The 19,343-nt window shown below is 60.8% G+C and carries 20 protein-coding genes and 1 tRNA gene; 12 read left to right on the top strand and 9 right to left on the bottom strand.

Annotated features, from left to right (window positions below; translation table 11 throughout):
- Positions 1-534, top strand: a 534-nt coding sequence (locus QQJ98_RS08605; RefSeq protein WP_284324929.1) for an aldo/keto reductase, incomplete at its 5' end; no start/stop codon positions are given.
- 220 nt (positions 535-754) lie between these two features.
- On the opposite strand, the gene QQJ98_RS08610 is transcribed toward QQJ98_RS08605, so the two are convergent.
- Positions 755-829, bottom strand: a tRNA-Thr gene (locus QQJ98_RS08610).
- Between the two features lie 64 nt (positions 830-893).
- Here QQJ98_RS08610 and QQJ98_RS08615 point away from each other — a divergent pair.
- The 3 genes from QQJ98_RS08615 to QQJ98_RS08625 are packed head-to-tail and all read left to right on the top strand — an operon-like array spanning position 894 to position 2,895.
- Complete coding sequence (locus tag QQJ98_RS08615; protein ID WP_284325598.1) at positions 894-1,142, top strand: hypothetical protein; 249 nt, start codon at positions 894-896, stop codon at positions 1,140-1,142.
- An 11-nt stretch (positions 1,143-1,153) separates the two neighbouring features.
- The gene (gene murA / locus QQJ98_RS08620; protein ID WP_284324930.1) at positions 1,154-2,422 is read left to right on the top strand and encodes a UDP-N-acetylglucosamine 1-carboxyvinyltransferase; all 1,269 of its coding nucleotides are present in this window, start codon (positions 1,154-1,156) and stop codon (positions 2,420-2,422) included.
- Positions 2,419-2,895 carry a DUF2948 family protein gene (locus tag QQJ98_RS08625; RefSeq protein ID WP_284324931.1) on the top strand — a complete coding sequence of 159 codons (477 nt, stop codon included), beginning with the start codon at positions 2,419-2,421 and terminating at the stop codon, positions 2,893-2,895. Before murA ends, QQJ98_RS08625 begins: the two co-directional genes overlap by 4 nt.
- Before the next feature lie 219 nt (positions 2,896-3,114).
- Here QQJ98_RS08625 and QQJ98_RS08630 read toward each other — a convergent pair whose 3' ends face one another.
- Positions 3,115-3,243, bottom strand: a complete 129-nt coding sequence (locus QQJ98_RS08630) for a hypothetical protein (protein WP_284324932.1) — start codon at positions 3,241-3,243, stop codon at positions 3,115-3,117.
- A 560-nt stretch (positions 3,244-3,803) separates the two neighbouring features.
- Between QQJ98_RS08630 and QQJ98_RS08635 the strand changes: the two genes are divergently transcribed.
- From QQJ98_RS08635 to QQJ98_RS08660, 6 genes are all read left to right on the top strand, one after another.
- Complete coding sequence (locus QQJ98_RS08635; RefSeq protein ID WP_284324933.1) at positions 3,804-5,084, top strand: ABC transporter substrate-binding protein; 1,281 nt, start codon at positions 3,804-3,806, stop codon at positions 5,082-5,084.
- 109 nt (positions 5,085-5,193) lie between these two features.
- Positions 5,194-6,162 carry a carbohydrate ABC transporter permease gene (locus QQJ98_RS08640; protein WP_284324934.1) on the top strand — a complete coding sequence of 323 codons (969 nt, stop codon included), beginning with the start codon at positions 5,194-5,196 and terminating at the stop codon, positions 6,160-6,162.
- Complete coding sequence (locus QQJ98_RS08645) at positions 6,159-6,992, top strand: carbohydrate ABC transporter permease (protein ID WP_284324935.1); 834 nt, start codon at positions 6,159-6,161, stop codon at positions 6,990-6,992. Before QQJ98_RS08640 ends, QQJ98_RS08645 begins: the two co-directional genes overlap by 4 nt.
- Before the next feature lie 4 nt (positions 6,993-6,996).
- Positions 6,997-7,998: an ABC transporter ATP-binding protein gene (locus QQJ98_RS08650; protein ID WP_284324936.1), complete on the top strand. Its 1,002-nt coding sequence runs from the start codon at positions 6,997-6,999 to the stop codon at positions 7,996-7,998.
- Between the two features lie 54 nt (positions 7,999-8,052).
- The gene (locus QQJ98_RS08655) at positions 8,053-8,838 is read left to right on the top strand and encodes a ThuA domain-containing protein (RefSeq protein WP_284324937.1); all 786 of its coding nucleotides are present in this window, start codon (positions 8,053-8,055) and stop codon (positions 8,836-8,838) included.
- Positions 8,838-9,896, top strand: a complete 1,059-nt coding sequence (locus QQJ98_RS08660) for a Gfo/Idh/MocA family protein (RefSeq protein WP_284324938.1) — start codon at positions 8,838-8,840, stop codon at positions 9,894-9,896. Before QQJ98_RS08655 ends, QQJ98_RS08660 begins: the two co-directional genes overlap by 1 nt.
- Before the next feature lie 132 nt (positions 9,897-10,028).
- On the opposite strand, the gene QQJ98_RS08665 is transcribed toward QQJ98_RS08660, so the two are convergent.
- Positions 10,029-10,802: an alpha/beta fold hydrolase gene (locus QQJ98_RS08665; RefSeq protein ID WP_284324939.1), complete on the bottom strand. Its 774-nt coding sequence runs from the start codon at positions 10,800-10,802 to the stop codon at positions 10,029-10,031.
- A 96-nt stretch (positions 10,803-10,898) separates the two neighbouring features.
- On the opposite strand from QQJ98_RS08665, the gene QQJ98_RS08670 reads away from it, so the two are divergent.
- A complete protein-coding gene (locus QQJ98_RS08670; protein ID WP_284324940.1) occupies positions 10,899-11,270 on the top strand; it encodes a hypothetical protein in 372 nt (123 codons plus the stop codon).
- Here QQJ98_RS08670 and QQJ98_RS08675 read toward each other — a convergent pair.
- From QQJ98_RS08675 to glyA, 3 genes are read right to left on the bottom strand one after another with little or no spacing between them, the layout of a single operon-like run.
- Complete coding sequence (locus QQJ98_RS08675; protein WP_284324941.1) at positions 11,263-12,120, bottom strand: DUF817 domain-containing protein; 858 nt, start codon at positions 12,118-12,120, stop codon at positions 11,263-11,265. The genes QQJ98_RS08670 and QQJ98_RS08675 overlap by 8 nt on opposite strands.
- Positions 12,121-12,122: 2 nt before the next feature.
- Positions 12,123-12,656 carry a hypothetical protein gene (locus tag QQJ98_RS08680; protein ID WP_284324942.1) on the bottom strand — a complete coding sequence of 178 codons (534 nt, stop codon included), beginning with the start codon at positions 12,654-12,656 and terminating at the stop codon, positions 12,123-12,125.
- A gap of 19 nt (positions 12,657-12,675) precedes the next feature.
- On the bottom strand, positions 12,676-13,968 hold the full coding sequence (gene glyA, locus QQJ98_RS08685) for a serine hydroxymethyltransferase (protein WP_284324943.1): 1,293 nt from the start codon (positions 13,966-13,968) through the stop codon (positions 12,676-12,678).
- A gap of 206 nt (positions 13,969-14,174) precedes the next feature.
- Between glyA and QQJ98_RS08690 the strand changes: the two genes are divergently transcribed.
- On the top strand, positions 14,175-14,936 hold the full coding sequence (locus tag QQJ98_RS08690; RefSeq protein WP_431307803.1) for an NAD kinase: 762 nt from the start codon (positions 14,175-14,177) through the stop codon (positions 14,934-14,936).
- 154 nt (positions 14,937-15,090) lie between these two features.
- On the opposite strand, the gene QQJ98_RS08695 is transcribed toward QQJ98_RS08690, so the two are convergent.
- From QQJ98_RS08695 to QQJ98_RS08705, 3 genes are all read right to left on the bottom strand, one after another.
- A complete protein-coding gene (locus QQJ98_RS08695; protein ID WP_284324945.1) occupies positions 15,091-16,578 on the bottom strand; it encodes a sigma-54-dependent transcriptional regulator in 1,488 nt (495 codons plus the stop codon).
- Positions 16,572-18,215, bottom strand: coding sequence for an ATP-binding response regulator (locus tag QQJ98_RS08700; protein ID WP_284324946.1), 1,644 nt, complete (start codon positions 18,213-18,215; stop codon positions 16,572-16,574). Before QQJ98_RS08700 ends, QQJ98_RS08695 begins: the two co-directional genes overlap by 7 nt.
- 88 nt (positions 18,216-18,303) lie before the next feature.
- A complete protein-coding gene (locus QQJ98_RS08705) occupies positions 18,304-19,260 on the bottom strand; it encodes a TRAP transporter substrate-binding protein (protein ID WP_348523134.1) in 957 nt (318 codons plus the stop codon).
- Positions 19,261-19,343 lie beyond the last annotated feature (83 nt).

Below are 19,343 nucleotides of genomic sequence, written 5' to 3' on the forward strand. Positions count from 1 at the left end.
TCCTTGCTTCCAAAATTACCAAGCAAGGCGTCTACAAATCTAGGGGCTATTCAGGGGAAGGAAGTGGCGATGCTGCAAACCGAATATTCGATCTTCGAGCGCGACGTAGAGATCCTGTTTCCGACCCTGCGCGAGCTCGGTATCGGCTTCGTTCCTTACTCTCCGCTCGGTCGCGGCTTTCTGACTGGCGCGGTCAAACCCGCTGCCGAATATGAAGAGGATGATATGCGCCGGCAGGATCCACGCTGGCAGCCGGGCAATTTCGAGAGGAACGTCGAAGCCGTCCGCCAATTGAAAGAGCTTGCTGCATCTAAAGGTGCCACCGTCTCGCAGGTGGCGCTCGCTTGGCTGCTCACGCAGGGGACCGACATCGTGCCAATACCTGGGTCGCGCAAAGCTGAACGCGTCGCCGAAAACGTCGGCGCTGCCGATTTGCTTCTTACGGTGGAAGATCAAGCTAAGATCAAGCAAATCCTGCCGGAAGGCGGTTTTGGCGAGCGTTATATCAAGGAGTATGCGCCGACTTGGGTGTGAGGCTGCGTGCCAGTGGGCCGTTCGATCAGCGACCGGCCCACTTCCAACGCAAAAGGCATACCGCCATGTGGTATGCTTTTAGGGTTGCGAATGTGTGTGCCGGGAACTTTGGGCAAATTCATCGTTTCGCGTCTTGCGCTAACGCGGGTTGACGCAACGAATGACACAAAGGGATAATGGCAAAGCCCCGCTTTCCTTAAAAACTGCTATGTGAGGAAAATGGTGCTGCAAGAGAGGATTGAACTCTCGACCTCACCCTTACCAAGGGTGTGCTCTACCACTGAGCTACTGCAGCGCCGGTGCCGGTTGGTTTGTGTAACCGTCTGGCGTGGCGGCTGAATAGACGCGAACGGGGCAGGGTGCAAGAGCAAATTGGTGGTTTTTTTGGCAAGCTTGCTGGACGCCTGATCCGCCCTGTATTAGAAGGGCGCATGCGTGAAAAATCGGATGATATTGCCCTGCCCAAGCCGAAATCTCAGCGCGAGGTCGAGCGGGAGGCGCGCTTGAAGCTGGCGTTGAAGGCGAATATGGGCCGCAGGAAGGCGCAAGCGCGGGCACGGTCGGCTGCGGATGTTGATGCGTGCGACGATAACAACAAGAACGAGTGAGGCGAAGGCAAATGGATTCGATTTTGGTCAAGGGCGGTGGTGCGTTGAACGGGGTGATCCCGATTGCAGGCGCAAAAAATGCCTGTCTGACGCTGATGCCTGCAACGCTGCTGTCGGAAGAGCCGTTGACGCTGACCAATGCGCCGCGTTTGTCGGATATTGCGACGATGACGCAGCTTTTGCAGTCTTTGGGCGCGGAAGTGGCCAGCTTGCAGAACGGTCTTGTGCTGGCGATGTCGAGCCACAAGCTGGATAACCACACCGCGGATTATGAGATTGTGCGCAAGTTCCGCGCCTCGATCCTTGTGCTGGGGCCGCTGTTGGCGCGCGATGGCCATGCGGTGGTGTCGCTGCCGGGCGGCTGTGCGATTGGGGCGCGCCCGGTCGATCTGCATCTGAAGGCGCTTGAGGCGATGGGGGCCGAGTTGGACCTGCGCGACGGCTATGTGCATGCCAAGGCCCCGGGCGGGCGGTTGCGCGGCGCGGTGGTGGAGTTTCCGTTCGTGTCGGTGGGCGCTACCGAAAACGCGCTGTTGGCGGCGACTTTGGCCAAGGGCACAACCGTGCTGAAAAACGCCGCGCGCGAGCCCGAGATTGTTGATCTTGCGGTCTGCTTGCGCCGGATGGGGGCGCAGATTGAAGGTGAGGGCACTTCGACCATTACCATTCAGGGCGTCGACCGTTTGGGTGGGGCGACGCACCCGGTTGTCACCGACCGGATCGAGCTTGGCACCTATATGCTTCTGCCCGCGATCTGCGGCGGTGAGGTCGAATGTCTTGGCGGCCGCATTGATCTGGTGGGGGCTTTTGCGGAAAAGCTGGATGCGGCGGGGGTCTCGGTCGAGAACACCGAGCGCGGTCTGAAGGTGTCGCGCAAGAATGGACGGGTCAAGGCGGTGGATGTGGTGACTGAACCTTTCCCCGGTTTCCCAACCGATTTGCAGGCGCAGATGATGGCCCTGCTGTGCACCGCTGATGGCACGTCGGTGCTGGAGGAAAAGATCTTCGAGAACCGCTTCATGCATGCGCCGGAATTGGCGCGGATGGGGGCCAAGATTGACGTGCATGGCGGTCATGCCACTGTGACGGGCGTGGAACGTCTGCGCGGGGCGCGGGTTATGGCGACGGATTTGCGCGCCTCGGTCTCGTTGATCCTTGCTGGATTGGCGGCAGAGGGCGAAACCGTGGTCAGCCGGGTTTACCATCTGGACCGTGGCTATGAGCGGGTCGAGGAAAAGCTGCGCGGCGTGGGGGCGCAGATTGAGCGGATCGCCGGATGAGCGATGCGCGCTTTGAAGATGGCGACGAGCAGCCGCTGCGGTTGATTGCGCAGGATGCCGAGGGTCTGGGTGTGATCGCGGCTTTGCTGCAAGATGCGGTGTTCCCGATCACCGAGATGTCTTTGGTGCGGCAAAAGCGGCGGTTTGCGCTGATGCTGAACCGCTTTCGCTGGGAGTATCTGGAGGCTGCCGAAAAGGCGGGTCGTCAGTTCGAGCGGGTGCAAAGCCTGTTGGTGTTTGAAGATGTGCTTGCGGTGCAGACCCAAGGCATTGATCGCGGCGACAAGGATATGGTACTGTCGCTGTTGGATGTCACCTTTGCGCCGGGAGCCGATGGCACGGGCGTGGTGACGCTGGTGTTGGCGGGCGATGGCGCGATTGCCTTGCAGGTCGAGGCGCTGGACGCGAGTTTGCGCGACGTGACGCGGCCCTATCTTGCGCCCTCGGGTAAAGTGCCGGACCACGGGCTTTAGGGGCTGGTGTCAGGCTGTCCCCGCGGGGACAAAACCGCCTGTCATTCTGTCCCCGCTGGGACAGATTTATAGGCGTGGTGGTTTTTGGAAATTGCACCACATTAGGTGGTATTGACAGCCCTGTGGTGTCAAAGCCGCTGGCCTTCACGCGCAAGCAGGGCCGCCCAGAACGTCGGGCGTGCCCTGTTGTTTTTGCAGCTTGTGCCACTGCAGGCTGGTTCAGTCCTTGGAGCCGTTGGTGTTGATCACCACGGAATTCTTGGTGCTGGGCGTTGCCACGGCGGGCTTGGCCTTGTCTTTCTTTGGCTTTTTGACGTTCTTGCCGGGTTTGCTCATGCCCTTGGCCATCTGATTTTCCTTGCAAGCAGCGGCCATCCGATTGGCCAGCGCCATCATGCGCCTTTGCGGTGGTAAACCCAAGCCCCTTCAACCAAGCCGCGGTTTAACCCGCAGGCCGATTGGCGCGTGCGGGCAGAACGCGCCGAAACGCGGGGCTTTCAGAGAAAATTCATATCGCTTTTGGAAGCGTGTCGGTGGGATTGTCGCAAAGCGGGCGCGCGTTGCAATTTGGGCGAAAGAAAAGCCACGCAGAGGCCGTTTGGAAAACTATTACCTATAAACAGATGCTTATGGGAGATTTCCCAAGATTCACTTGCTGCATTGCCGCAGGTTTTTGCGGCAATGCAGCATTAGGGTTGTGCGGGGCTGGGCCAAGGATTTCACCCTGCAGAGCCTATGGGGATTGCAAATTTGAAAGCGCTTTGAGGCGAGAATCGTTGACGAATTGGCCGATCTGCCGCTATTGCTTCTGCAAACGCTTCGGGAGGCCGGGTCGCAAGAACCGGAAAAGGCGCGTTTTGGGTTAGCAAGCGCCGGGACGGCGCAATCAAAATATAGGGAGGAAATCCATGTCATCTGGATTCAAAAACCGCGCATTGCGCTCGGTCGCTGCTGTTGCGCTGGTCAGTGCGCTTGGAACGCCCGTCATGGCAGAGGAAATCTTCTATGTTTCCGGCTCGGTTGGCAAAGCTGTTGAAAATTTCAAGACGCTGGTCAAGCCGTGGGAAGATGCCACCGGCAACACCGTGACCATCGTGCCGATGCCGGCATCCACCTCGGATCAGTTTGGCCAGTATCGGCTGTGGCTGGCGGCTGGGGCCACCGATATTGACCTTTATCAGACCGACGTGATCTGGGCGCCGCAACTGGCGGACCATTTTGTGGATATGAGCGAAGCGGCCAAGGATCTGGCGCCGACGCATTTCCCGTCGATCATTGAATCGCAGACCGTGGCGGGCAAACTGGTGGCCCTGCCGATCTTTACCGATGCGCCTGCGCTGTATTACCGCAAGGATTTGCTGGAGAAATACGGCGTTGCGGTGCCGAAAACCTGGGACGAACTGACGGCGGCTGCGACCACCATCCAAGAGGGTGAGCGGGCGGCGGGCAAGGGTGATTTCTGGGGCTATGTCTGGCAGGGCAACGCCTATGAAGGGCTGACCTGCGACGCGCTGGAATGGGTGAAATCCTTTGGCGGCGGGCAGATTGTCGAGGCTGATGGCACGATCTCGATCAACAATGAGAAAGCCGTGAAGGCGTTGGAAACGGCGGCGGGCTGGGTTGGCACGATTTCGCCCGAAGGTGTGCTGGCTTACGGCGAAGAAGAATCGCGCGGCGTCTGGCAGACCGGCAACGCGGCCTTCATGCGCAACTGGCCTTATGCGTACACGCTGGGCAATGGCGACGACTCGGCGGTCAAGGGGCTGTTTGACGTGACGACGCTGCCGGTTGGGGCAGCGGGCGACACCTCGGCTGCGACTTTGGGCGGCTGGAACGTCGCGGTGTCGAAATATTCCAAGCATCAGGATGTGGCGATCAGTCTGGCTTTGTATCTGGCCGGACCAGAGGCGCAAAAGGCGCGGGCGATTTCGGAATCGGCGCTGCCGACCATCGTGGCTTTGTATGACGATGCCGATATTGCGGCAGCGCAGCCGATCATTCCGCAGTGGAAAGAGGTGTTCCTGAACGCCGTGCCGCGCCCGTCGGCCCCGACGCTTGGCAAGTATAACGAGGTTTCGTCGAAATTCTGGTCGGCGGTGCATGAAACCCTGTCGGGCAATGGCTCGGCTGCCGACAATCTGGCGGGGCTGGAAGCCGATCTGGCTGATCTGAAGGGCGACGCCTGGTAATCCTCCCGGTATCGGGTGTGCCTTAAGGCTGGGCGGCGGATGTTGTGCGTAAGCCGCCGCCCAGTGTTTGCGCTTGGCCTTATTCGGGGCCAAGAAAAGGGGGAATTTCATGACAGCTTCAAAACCTGCCATTGCCCGTGACGGTGGCCTGAGCCTGCAACAGCAGCGCCAGAAAGCCGCGTTCTGGTTTTTGGCGCCGATGCTGATCGCGCTGTTTTGCGTGGCGGCCTGGCCTTTGCTGAGAACGGTTTGGTTCTCACTCACCGATACGTCGCTGAACAATCTGTATGGCGGCAAGTGGATCGGCTTTGACAATTATCTGCGGGTGCAAACCCTGTCGAACGGCACGGTGCGCTACAAGGGCACGCTGGTCGATCCGGCGTGGTGGAATGCGGTGTGGAACACGCTGCGGTTCTCGGTGGTGTCGGTGGTCTGCGAGACCGTGCTGGGGCTGATCGTGGCCTTGGTGCTGAATGCTGAATTCAAAGGCCGGGGTCTGGTGCGCGCGGCCATCCTGATCCCTTGGGCGATCCCGACGATTGTGTCGGCGAAGATGTGGGCGTGGATGCTGAACGACCAATACGGCATCCTGAACGATATGGCGCTGAACCTCGGGTTGATCTCTAGCAAGATCGCGTGGACCGCGACGACCGATACCGCGATGTATGCGGTGTTGATGGTGGATATCTGGAAAACCACGCCGTTCATGGCGCTGCTGTGTCTGGCGGGCCTGCAAATGGTGCCGCGCGATATTTACGAGGCGGCGAAGATTGACGGCATCAACCCGGTGAAGGTGTTCTTCAAGATCACTCTGCCGCTGATCCGTCCGGCGCTGATGGTGGCGGTGATCTTCCGTATGTTGGATGCGTTGCGGATTTTCGATCTGATCTATGTTTTGACGCCCAATTCGGCGGCGACCAAAACCATGTCGGTGATCAGCCGCGAGAACCTGATCGAGTTTGACAAGTTTGCCTATGGCTCGGCGCAATCGACGCTGCTGTTCGCGATCCTTGCGGTGTTCGTGTCGCTGTATATCTGGCTCGGCAAGGTTGATCTGAGCGGGGAGGGTGGCAAATGACCGCGAACAAGATGCTGAAATCCATCGCATTTTATGCGCTGGTGGTGGTGATCGTGATCTTTTCGATCTTCCCGTTCTACTATGCGATTGTCACATCGTTTGCGACCGGGACGGCACTGTTTGAGGCCAACTATTTCCCGAAAGCCTTCGATTGGGCGAACTACAAGGCGGTGTTGGGCGGGGCGACGTTTCCGCGCAACATCCTGAATTCGGTGTTTGTGGCGACGACAACGGTGGTGTTCGCGCTGTTTCTGGCGGTAACGGCATCTTATGCGCTGGCGCGGGTGCGGTTCCGAGGCCGGGGCCTGTTGCTGATGACGATTCTTGCGGTGTCGATGTTCCCGCAGATCGCCGTGCTGGCTGGGCTGTTCGAGTTGATCACCTACCTTGGCCTGTTCAACTCTCCCTTCGCGCTGATCCTGTCTTACACGATCTTCACGCTGCCGTTCACGGTCTGGGTGTTGACCACCTTCATGCGCGATCTGCCGGTTGAGATTGAGGAAGCCGCGATTGTCGACGGGGCAACCCCGTGGATCATCATCACCAAGGTGTTCCTGCCGCTGCTGTGGCCGGCGCTGGTGACGACGGGGCTGTTGGCCTTTATCGGCGCGTGGAATGAGTTTTTGTTCGCGCTGACCTTCACCTCGTCTGAATCCACTCGCACGGTTCCGGTGGCGATTGCGCTGCTGTCGGGGGCATCGCAGCAGGAAATCCCGTGGGGGCCGATCATGGCGGCAAGCGTCATTGTGACGGTGCCGCTGATCATCCTCGTTCTTATCTTCCAACGCAAAATCGTCGCGGGTCTGACCGCAGGCGGCGTGAAGGGCTGAAAAAATGGCAAAAATTGAACTGAAGAATGTGAAAAAGTCCTACGGCGCGGTCGATGTGATCAAGGGCATCGACCTGACCATCGAGAAGGGCGAATTCATGGTGTTTGTCGGGCCTTCGGGCTGCGGCAAATCCACCCTGTTGCGGCTGATCTCGGGGCTGGAGGAGATTTCCTCGGGCGACATGCTGTTTGACAGTGAACGGGTCAACAACGTGCTGCCCAGCCAGCGCGGCATTGCGATGGTGTTCCAAAGCTATGCGCTTTATCCGCATATGAGCGTTTACGACAACATGGCCTTCGGGATGAAACTGGCGAAGGCCAGCCCGGAAGCGATGAAAAAGCGCGTGCTGGAGGCCGCGAAGCTTTTGCAAATTGACCATCTGTTGGAGCGTTTGCCGAAGCAGCTTTCCGGCGGTCAGCGCCAGCGCGTCGCCATCGGCCGCGCGATTGTGCGCGACCCGCGCGTGTTCCTGTTTGACGAGCCTTTGTCGAACCTTGATGCGGCCCTGCGGGTGCAGACCCGGTTGGAAATCGCCAAGCTGCACCATTCGATGTCTGACGTGACGATGATCTACGTAACGCACGATCAGGTCGAGGCGATGACGCTGGCCGACCGGATCGCGGTGCTGCGTGATGGCCGGTTGGAGCAGGTGGGCACGCCTGCGGAGCTGTATGAACGGCCAAACTCGATCTTCGTGGCGGGCTTTATCGGCAGCCCGAAGATGAATTTCCTGACCGGGAAATTCGCCGCCGATCACGGCTGCACCACGCTTGGCATCCGCTCGGAACATATCGACGTGGTGACGGGTGGTATGTGGACAGGGCAAATCGTGCATGCCGAAGATTTGGGCAGTGACAATTATTTGTTCGTCGAAGTGGGCAGTGACGAGCCTTTGATCGTGCGTCAGGAAGGCAAACTGACCATGAAGGTCGGCGATACGGTTTCGCTGTCGCCCAAGGACGGTCAGTTGCACAGGTTCGATCAGAACGGCAAACCGATCCGTTAAATTTCAATTCCCGCGCCTTTTGTTGGGGCGCGGCAGCTTACGAAGGAGCATGCCATGAGCATCCGCGTCACGGTTTGGGGCGAAAACGTCCATGAACAGAAAAACAAAGTTGTGGCAGAGGTTTATCCGCTGACCATGCATGGCACGATTGCCGCCAGCCTGAACAAGTCTGAAGGCATCACGGCCTCGACCGTGACCTTGCAGGATGTGGAACATGGGCTGACGGCGGAAAAGCTGGCCGCAACCGATGTGCTGATCTGGTGGGGCCATGCGGCGCATGGCGACGTGGATGACAAGGTTGTAGAGCGGGTGTGTGAGGCGGTTTGGGGCGGCATGGGGATCATCTTCCTGCATTCGGCCCACTTTGCCAAACCGTTCAAACGACTGATGGGCGCGCCGTGCAACCTGTCATGGCGCGAGGCGGGCGAGCGCGAACGGCTGTGGGTGACCAGCCGTCAGCACCCGATTGCCGCCGGGTTGCCGGATCATTTCGAGTTGGAATACGAGGAAATGTATGGCGAGCCCTTTGGCGTGCCGGAACCATTGGAAACCGTGTTCATCAGCTGGTTTGCGGGGGGCGAGGTGTTCCGCTCGGGTCTGACCTACAAGCGCGGGGCGGGGAATATCTTCTATTTCCGTCCGGGGCATGAAACCTATCCGACCTATCACGACGGCAATGTGCAGCGGGTGATCTCGAACGCGGTGCGCTGGGCGTATAACCCCAATGTGCGGATCGCCAACCCCGGCGATGCGCCGAACACGCCGGTTGATAAAGCGTTGGAGCCGATCACCGAGCGCGGGCCACGCCTGCATCATGACGGCGAGGCGGGGTATCGGTGATGGCGGCTGCGGTGCGGGTTCTGATCCTTGGCACTGGCGGGATGGCGAACAACCATGCCGAAAGTTTCAAGGCGATTGAGGGCGTTACGGTCGTCGGCGGCATTGACACGCGCCCGGCGCAGTTGACGGATTTCTGTGATCGCCATGGCATCGCCGGACGGTTCGCCTCGATCGACGAAGCGATTGCCTGGGGGCAATTTGACGCGGTGACCAATGTGACGCCGGATGCGGCGCATTATGCCACGACCTTGCCGTTCTTGGCCGCGGGCAAGCATGTGTTGTGCGAAAAACCGCTCGCCACATCCGAGGCGCAGGCGGATGCGATGGCCGCAGCGGCGGCGCAGGCGGGCGTGGTGAATATGGTCAACCTGTCCTATCGCAACGTGGCGGCCCTGCAAAAGGCCGCCGCCATGGTGCGGGATGGCGCCATCGGCACGGTGCGGCATTTCGAGGCGAGCTATCTGCAAAGCTGGCTGACCCAACCGGCTTGGGGCCATTGGGACAAAGAAAGCCAATGGCTGTGGCGGCTGTCGACCAAGCATGGCTCGAAGGGTGTGTTGGGCGATGTCGGCATCCATATCCTTGATTTCGCAACCTTCATTGCCGGGCAATCGGCGGTCGAGATGTCGTGCCGTCTGGCGACGTTCCACAAGGCCCCCGGTGATCAGATCGGGGAATATCCGCTGGATGCCAACGACAGCGCCACAATGCAGATCGTGCTGGAGAACGGCGCTTTGGGCACGGTGGCGGCAACGCGGTTTGCCAGCGGCCATCTGAACGACCTGCGCTTGCGGATTTACGGCGACAAAGGCGGGCTGGAGGTGTGTTGGGAGAACAACGAAAGCTCCCTGCGCGCCTGTCTGGGCGAGGATCTGCAAGCTGCGCGCTGGCATGATGTTGAGGCACCAGTGCTGGCGACGATTTACCAGCGCTTTATCGCGGCCATTCGCGGCGAAGGCGCGGCTGATCCTGATTTTGCACGCGGGGCGGCGCTGCAGCGCCTGCTGGACCGGGCAGAGCAATCGGCGGGGCAGGCCGGGGTCAGCCTGAAGGTTTGACCCTCGGTTTTGCTTGGTCGGAAACCGGGGCGTCCCCCAGATGCCCCGGTTTCATGATGACAGGCGGCAGCGATGGCCGCGCGGAAAATGGGATTTTCCGGCACGATTTTTGCTACAAAAATCGGTTCTGGATCAGCGGTTCAGGAAGACCTGCACGGCTTGCTCAAATTCGCGCGGGCGTTCGGCGTGCAGCCAGTGGCCTGCGCCGGGAAGTTTGGCGAAATGCGATTTCGGAAACAGCGCCCTTATGGCGTCGCGGTAGTCCGCTTTGACATAGGATGACAGCGCCCCAGTCAGAAACAGGGTTTCCCCGTCAAAGCGGCCTTGCGTGCCGGGCCAGCCGACGATCTTTGCCATCTCGGCTTCCAGCACATCAAGGTTCAGCCGCCACGCTGGCGGACTGGCTTTCAGATCCAGCGATTGCAGGAAAAACGCGCGCAGAGCGGGATCGGGGACAGTCAGCGCAAGGCGGGCGTCGGCCTCGGATCGGGCGGTCAGTCCTTGCAGATCCATCGCCCGCATCGCTTGGATATATTGCGACTGATCATGGCTATAAGCCACGGGGGCAATGTCAGCCACCACCAGTTTGCGGATCAATGCGGCACTGGTCAGCGCCAGTTGCATTGCGGCCTTGCCGCCCATCGAATGGCCCAGCACATCCATCGGCGCACCGATGGCTGTGATCACCTCGGCCAGATCGCCCGCCATATCGCCATAACTTTGCGTCGCAGCGCGCGGGCTTTGGCCGTGGTTGCGCATGTCGACCAGATGCACGCTGCGGTCAGTGGCCAAGTGCCTGCCGATCACACCCCAATTGCGGGCAGAGCCAAACAGGCCATGCACGATCAGCAGATCGGGTTGGCCGGGGGTGGGCGCAGTGGCGGGGTAGGTGGTTATTGCAAGCATATCGTCTTGATAACCGCTTGGGATTGTTTCGGCCAGAGCGGTTGAAGCCATCTTGCGGCGCGGCTATGGTCCGGCAACGTCAAGGGGATGCGCGATATGACCGGAGTGCCTATTCAACAGATGGCCGACCGCGTGGCGGGTCTGATGGAAGAGCGTCTGCGGGTGCGCGGACAAGGTTTGGCGGAAAAGCTGCGCAAGGGCGGGCGGTTGTTGCCGCGCCGGGTGCGGACGGCGGCCGAGGTTTTGCAAACCGGCGCGGTGATGGCGCAGAACCCGAAAATGTGGGCGCAGGTGGATCAGGCGGCGGTGGCGCAGGCTTATGACACCTGCGTGCGGCATCTGGGCGGGGTGGATCACAAGGACCGCCGCAAGGGCGCGCTGATTGGGGTGCTGGGCTCGATCGCGTTTTCGGTGCTGGTGGTGGCGGTTTTGCTGGGCGCGGTGCTGTATTGGCGCGGCTTTATCTAGAATGCGGTGATCTGGGGCTCAGTGCCGAACGGCTGACCAAAGTGACGGTTGCGAAGGCGACATACAGCAGCAGATACCAAGAGCCGAGTTTGGCAAAGCTGACCCAATGTTCTGGGCGCTGGCCGGAATAAAGCCAAGTGCCAGTGGCGGTGCCGATGTTCTCGGCCACCCAAAGTGCGACACTGGACAGCAGGGCTGCAAGTGGCAGCGGCATCCACCAGTCTTTGTCCGAGATGCGGAAGGTGATGCGGGTGCGCGCGTAAAGCGCCAGACTGGCCGCGAACAGCCCCAAGCGGATGTCGGGCAGGAAGTGATGGCTGAAGAAGTTCAGATAGATCGCGCCTGCAAATACGAAGGTCAGCCAAAGCGGCGGGTAGGGTGCGAAACGCATGTCGAAAATGCGGATCACCCGGGCCATGTAGCTGCCAACCGAGGCATACATGAAACCTGAGAACAAGGGCACGCCTGCGAGTTTGAACAGGCCGGGCTCGGGGTAGCCCCATGATCCGGCGTGGGTCTTGAACAACTCCATCGCCGTGCCGGTGAGATGGAACAGCAAGATGACGCGGGCTTCTTCCCATGTCTCCAGTTTGAACCACAGGAAAGCGGCTTGGGTGGTGATGGCGAACAGGAACAAGGCGTCATAGCGCTGCAAGGGCCAGTCGGGCTGCCAGATCAATTTGCTGAGGATTATGGCAAGCAGCAACAGCCCGCCAAACAGGCTGGCCCAGCCTTGTTTCAACACGAACATGGTGAATTCGGCCAGCGCAAACGGCAGACGCGCGCGGGCCCAATCGCCAAGGCGGCGTTCTAGGTTTGGGGTGGTGGGATCAGGCAATGGCGATGGCATTGTTAGGCCGCAGGTTTACTGAGCATCGCCTCTTTGACCCTACCCATGTCGATCAGGAAAGCCGCGCCGACGGCTGACAATGTGATGAGCGCGAAACCGGAAAGACCCATCGCAGCACTTGCAGACGTGACATTGAAGGCTCCGAAAAGGATAAGGATTGGCACAACGATCTCGCCATAGCGCCTTGCGTTTAGATTTGCCATGCCAACCACGACCATGACGAGGATAGAACTTGGTGTTTTGAGCAATGCTGTGTTGCCGCCAAGACCGATGTTCGCGAAAACAGCAGTCACATAAAACAACAGCGCGAAGTTGATCCATGTGGCTAGGTTCGCGCTATGATTGTGCTGAAGATCGGCGGCCAGAATCGGGCGCACCAGACCAAGCGCGACGATGCCGGATACCAAGTCTGGCAAGTAGTTCAGATCTTTTGAGAAAAACCACAAAAACTCTGTTCGGTAGGTCAAGCTACCAATGACGCTTGCGCTCGCAAGACAAAGGAACGCGACCAGTTGTCTGGTCGGTTCCTTCATCATGCGTATCGCATCGGCAAGCTTACAGCCCCGGATACATCGGGAATTTTTTGCACAAAGCCTCGACCTGAGCCTTCACCGCAGCTTCAACCTCGCCGTTGCCGTCTTCGCCATTGGCGGCCAGACCATCGACGACTTCGACGATCCATTTGCCGATCTGACGGAACTCTGCCTCACCGAAACCGCGCGTGGTGCCTGCCGGGGTGCCAAGGCGGACGCCCGAAGTCACGGTCGGCTTTTCCGGGTCGAACGGGATGCCGTTCTTGTTGCAGGTGATATTTGCGCGGCCCAAGGCTTTCTCGGTGGCGTTGCCTTTGACGCCTTTCGGGCGCAGGTCGACCAGCATCACATGGGTATCGGTGCCGCCGGTGACGATGTCGATGCCACCTTTCATCAGCTCATCCGCCAAGGCTTGGGCGTTTTTGATCACTTGGCCAGCATAGGCTTTGAACTCGGGGCGCAAAGCCTCGCCGAAGGCTACGGCTTTGGCTGCGATCACATGCATCAAAGGGCCGCCTTGGATGCCGGGGAAAATCGCCGAATTGACCTTTTTGGCGATGTCTTCGTTGTTGGTCAGGATCATGCCGCCGCGCGGGCCGCGCAGGGTTTTGTGGGTCGTGGTGGTCGCCACATCGGCATAGGGGAAGGGGGAGGGGTGGTGGCCACCGGCGACGAGGCCCGCAAAGTGCGCCATATCGACCATCAGATAAGCGCCAACCTTATCAGCCACTTCGCGGAATTTTGCAAAGTCGATCTGGCGCGGCACGGCGGAACCGCCTGCGATGATCAGCTTGGGCTTATGCTCCAAAGCCAGCGCTTCCATCTGGTCGTAGTCGATGCGGCTGTCTTGCTGGCGCACGCCGTATTGAATGGCATTGAACCATTTGCCGGATTGGTTTGGCGCCGCCCCGTGGGTCAAGTGGCCGCCCGAAGCGAGGTTCATGCCCAGAATGGTATCGCCGGGTTTCAGCAAAGCGTTGAACACGCCTTGGTTGGCCTGAGAGCCAGAGTTCGGCTGCACATTGACAAAGCCGCAGCCAAACAGCTGCTTGGCGCGGTCGATGGCAAGGTTTTCCGCCACATCCACAAATTCGCAGCCGCCGTAATAGCGTTTGCCCGGATAACCTTCGGCATATTTGTTGGTCATCACCGAGCCTTGGGCTTCCATCACCGCGCGCGAGACGATGTTCTCGGATGCGATCAGCTCGATCTCATGGCGCTGGCGGCCAAGCTCGTTGGTGATCGAGCCGAACAGCTCGGGGTCACGAGAGGACAGGCTTTCGGTGAAAAATCCGGTGTCGCTTGCGGCGGTCATGGCGTCTCCTGCGGATGAAGGGCATTTGCAGCGGTTCTAGGCGAAGGGGGGGCGTTGGGGAAGGCAAGAAACGACGCGGAAGGCGTCGGTTACGCCGTCTTGTTCACTATAGGAAACTTGTTACCGCTATCGCAAGCGCTGGCAGGGCTTGAGTTTGGCGGCAGGGCGGGCAAGGCTGCGGCTTCAGGCACAAGGATTCTGCTGTGGTGTTCAAAAAGATCGCGTTTGTGGCAAGCCAGACCCCGGCGGCACAAGAGGCGTTGGCGGAATTGGTGGGGCTGCATGGTCAGGTTGCGGTGGCGGACGCGGATGTGGTGGTGGCGCTGGGCGGTGATGGCTTCATGTTGCAGACGCTGCATGAGACGCAGGTTTTGGGGCTGCCGGTGTATGGGATGAACTGCGGCACCGTTGGATTTCTGATGAACACGTTCTCGGCTGATCTGCTGCCGAAACGGCTGGCGGTGGCAGAGGAGGCGGCGATCCATCCGCTGGCGATGACGGCGGTGTCGGTGGATGGCTCGGTGACGCAGGCTTTGGCGATCAATGAGGTGTCGTTGCTGCGGGCGGGGCCGCAGGCGGCGAAGGTGCGGATTTCGGTGGACGGGGTGGTGCGGCTGGCCGAGCTGGTCTGCGATGGGGTGTTGGTGGCGACGCCTGCGGGGTCGACGGCGTATAATTATTCGGCGCATGGGCCGATCCTGCCGATCGGGTCGGACGTGCTGGCGTTGACGCCGATGGCGGCGTTTCGGCCGCGGCGGTGGCGGGGGGCGTTGCTGCCCAAATCTGTGGTGGTGCGGTTTGATATTCTGGAGCCGGAAAAGCGCCCCGTGCGGGCGGATGCCGACAGCAGGCCAGTGACGGATGTGGTCTCGGTCGAGATCAGGTCAGAGCCTGCCATTCAGCACCGGATTTTGTTTGATCCGGGCCATGGGTTGGAAGAAAGGCTGATTGTCGAGCAATTTGCCTGAAGGCTGTGTCCACGCGTGGACAGGCTTTGGCCTTTCATGAAATCAATGGGTTGTCGGGTCGTCTTAACGATGCGTTCATCTTTGCCCGCAGCGCAACCGCTTTCCGAAGCGGAAATCGTGCACGAATTTTTACTGAAAAATTCGGCTGGCGGGCCTAGGGCTTCGACCAGTTCTCGATCTTGCGATAGAGCGTCGAAGGCGACAGTTCCAGCACGCGGGCGGCTTTCGGCACCGAGCCATGGTACAGCGCAAGGGTGGCTTCGATCACCAGCCGTTCCACCTCGGCCAAGGGGCGGCCCAGCAGGCCGTCGATTGCCATAGTGGGCGCGGGAGCTGCCGGGGGGGGATGTGCCACGGCAGAAATATAGGTCGCAGGGGCTTGGGCTTGTTGCGGCAGGCTGGCGGGCAGCATGGCGCGGGTCAAAACCCCGCCATCATGCAGCACCACCACGTTGCGGATCACGTTCAGCACTTGCCGCACATTGCCGGGCCAAGGCAAGGCACGGAACAGCGTCCGCACATCCGGGGCAAGGCCCTCAAACACTTTGCCCTCTTCCTGCGCAAAGCGCGCAAGGGCGGTTTCGGCGATTTCCAGCACATCATCGCCCCGCTCGCGCAGCGGTGGCATATGGATCGGCACGACAAACAGGCGGTAGAACAAATCCTCGCGGAATTGGCCGCGCCGCACCGCGTCCATCGGATCGCGGTTGGTGGCGCAGACAATGCGGACATTGACCTTTTTCGGCCGGGTCGCGCCCACTGGCACCACGGTTGAGGTTTGCAGAAAGCGCAGCAATTTGGTTTGCAGCGCCGGGGCCATTTCGCAGACTTCATCCAGAAACAGCGTGCCGCCATCTGCCGCTGTGGCCGCCCCCGGCTTATCGGAAATTGCGCCGGTAAAGCTGCCTTTCATATGGCCGAACACTTCGGATTCCAGCAAATCCTGCGGGATCGCGCCGCAGTTCAGCGCGATAAACGGGCCATTGGCGCGTGGGGAATTGCCATGCACGGCAAGCGCGCACAGCTCTTTGCCGGTGCCGCTTTCGCCGGTGATGAACACCGTGGCCATCGAGCGTGCCACCGAGATGATGGTGGCCTGAATCTCTGCCATCGGGGCAGAGCTGCCGATGAAGCTGCTGTTTGCGGCGGGCAGCGGTGGTGGGGCTTTGGTGGCGACTGCACGCGGGGGGGCGGCGGGCGGCGTGGCGGGGGCGGGCGTGGCGGTGGCTGGCGCATCGGCCAACCGGGCGCGTTGGGTGCTGGTCAGCGCGGCTTTGCCCGCATTTCCAATGGCGCTGAGCAGGCGGACCTCGTCAAAGGGTTTGACCAGAAATTCATGCGCCCCGGCGCGCATCGCCTCAACCGCCTTGTTGATCGAGCCATGTGCGGTCATCACCACCACATGCAGGCCGGGGCGCAGTTGCAGCATTTCCTGCATCAGATCAAGGCCATCACGGTCGGGCAGCACCAGATCCAGCAGCACCACCTGCACCGGGCTGTCGCGCAGCAGATCCAGCCCTTCGGCTGCGGTCGAAGCGGTCAGCACGGCGTAGCCGCCCATGTTCAGCGCGCCGCGATACAGCACTTGCAGCGAGGGGGTATCCTCGATCAGCAGGATGGGGGGCGGCGGCGGATTTACCATGGAGCACGCGGGCTTGAGAGCGGACAGGGTTGCGGCGCATTGGGTATTTGTTGGCCGATGAAGTGGATCAGCGCATCCAGCTGTTCCAGCGCTTGCGGCAGCAGGGTGCGAAAGGTGCCGCGATCGGGGGCGGGCTGATGCGCAAGCTGGTTCAGCGCCTGTGCCAGTTGGTGCAGCTGAGTCGCCCCGGCGGTGCCCGCCAGCGCGATCATCACATGGGTGTGGCGGCGCAGGGTGGTCCAATCGGGGCCATGCGAGGCGGCAAGCAGGCCGCGCTCGGTGGCGCGCAGGTCTTGCAGCAGGTGTTCCAGCAGCTCGGCTGCCACGGCGGGGCCTGCCATGGACAAAAGCTGCTGCAGCTGCGCCGGTTCAATCTGGGGGGCAAGGTTTTGCGCGGGTGCGTTGCGATGCAGCACTTGGCGCACGGCATCGGCCAAGGCCTGCGCATCCAGCACGGGTTTACACAGCAGGCCATCGGCCCCGGCGGCAAGGATGGCGGTTTTGTTGGCGCGCAGCTGATAGGCGGTGATGGCAAGCACCGGCAGCTTGGCCTGCGCCCCGGCAGAGCTGCGGATATGGCCGATCACTTCAAGCCCGTTCATCTGCGGCATCTCGATGTCGATCAGCAGCGCGTCAAAGCTTTGCTGTTGCAGGGCTTGAATGGCTTGCTGCCCGTCGGCGACGGTGGTGACGCTGGCGCCTTGGCTGGTCAGCTGATGGGCCAGCACCAGCCGCCCGGTTTCGCTGTCATCGGCGACAAGCAAGCGCAGGTTTGCCAGCACTTGCAGGTTAGGCTTCATCGGCTTGGCGGTTTGCGGCTGTGGGGGAAAGGCGGTGGCGCTGGCAAGCGGCAGATGCACCACGATCTGCGCGCCGCCTTTGGCGTGATTGCTGGCGCTTATGCCACCGCCAGCGTGGGTCACCATCTGCCAGACGATATGCAGCCCCATGCCAGAGCCGGGGGTGTTGTGGTGTTCGCCGCGATTGCCGCAACTGTAAAGCCGCGACAGGGTATCGGCGGAAAAGCCCTTGCCTTGGTCCTGCACCGTTATCTGCAGGGCGGGGCCGCTTTGTTCGACCAGCCGCAGATCGCAGCTGATGCAGCCGGTATCGGCGTATTTGATCGCATTGTTCAACAGATTGGACAGCACGCGCTCGACCACCACGCCGTCAAGCGCAAGTTCGGCGGGCAGGTCGGTGGCGTGCAGCTGAAACTCTAGCCCAAGCTGATGCGCCCGGGCGGTCCAGCGCAGCTGCAGGCTTTGCAGCAGGGCGTGGGTTTGCAGACTGGGCGCACGGCTTTGGGGATCATCCAGCAGTAGAACCAGCGCCTGTTCCATCAAGAGGGCAAGCGCTTCGCTGGCGGCGCGGGTGCGCGCGATGTGCAGCCGAGGCTCGGACGGCAGCTGGTGCGGGTCGATCAGGCGCAGCCCGCCGATCACCTCTGACAAGGCGGCGCGCAGATCATGGCCCAGCAGGGTGATGTCGGCGGGCGGCGTCTGGGGATAGGGCGTGCCAGATGAGATGCCCGCCGTAATGCCAGCCGTAATGCCGGACTCATGGCCGGAAATCTGGCCATCGCCCCGATCGGGGGTGGGTGGTGCTGTGGCAGAACGATCAGGCGAAGGGCTGTGCATGCGGACATGGTTACCCCTTGCGGCGGCATTGTCCAGTGCATCGCGCCTGACGCTTTGCGCACAGGCCTTTGTGCAGCAACGGGGGGCTTTAGTCAGCGGCTGCGGTTGCGGCGCGCACGGCGGCAAGGGTTTCGACCCCGATGCGCGGGGCCATCGCATCTGCCACGGGGGCGAGGGCGGCTTTCCATGCGGTCAGCTCATCCGGGGTAAGGTCGTGAAACGTGGTCAGGCCTTCGGCTTTCATCCGTTGCAAGGCGGCTTCGTTTTCGCCTTTTGCGATGCCGTTGGCGTACACCGTCGCCTCGGCCATCGCTTGTTCTAGGGCCGCGCGCAGATCGGCGGGCAGGTCATCCCAGAATTTCTGGTTCACGATCACCGCATAGCCCAGATAGCCGTGGTTCGAGACGGTGGCGTATTTCTGCACTTGGGTGATGCGTTGTGTCGCCATGTTCGAGGGCGTGTTCTCGGCACCGTCAACCACGCCAGTTTGCAGCGCCTGATAGACCTCCGAAAACGCAATCGCCTGTGGCACCGCGCCAAGCGCGATCATTTGCGCCTCGGACACCCGCGAGGATTGGACGCGCATCTGCAAGCCGATGAAATCTTTCGGCAGATACAGCGGGCGGTTTGCCGACATGATCTTGAAGCCATTGTCCCAGAACGCAAGGCCCGTGATGCCCTTGTCTTGCAGCTTGGCCAGCATGGCCCGGCCCAGATCGCCTTGGGTCACGGCATGCAGAGCGTCGTAGTTGGGGAAGATGAAGGGCAGGTCGAACACCTCAAAATCCTGCACGCCAAGCGGCGCGAATTTTGCCAGCGACGGGGCCAGCATCTGCACCGCCCCCAGTTGCAGGGCGTCGAGTTCTTCCTTGTCTTTGTAAAGCTGGCTGTTGGGATAGACCTGCACATCGACGCCGCCGTTGCTGTAGCGCTCGGCGAGTTCTTCAAACTTGAGCGCCGCCTTGCCTTTGGGGGTGTCTGGTGCTGCGACATGGCTGAATTTGATCACAAGCGGCGCTGCACCGGCAAGATTTCCTTGCGCCATGCCGCAGGACACAAGCCCCGCCAACAGCAAGATCTTGAAAGGGTTGCGCATATCAGCCTCCGGTCCAAGCCGCCTTTTGGCAG

The organism is Cypionkella aquatica (assembly GCF_030161095.1).
In the GTDB taxonomy this organism is placed as follows: Bacteria; Pseudomonadota; Alphaproteobacteria; order Rhodobacterales; family Rhodobacteraceae; genus Cypionkella; species Cypionkella aquatica.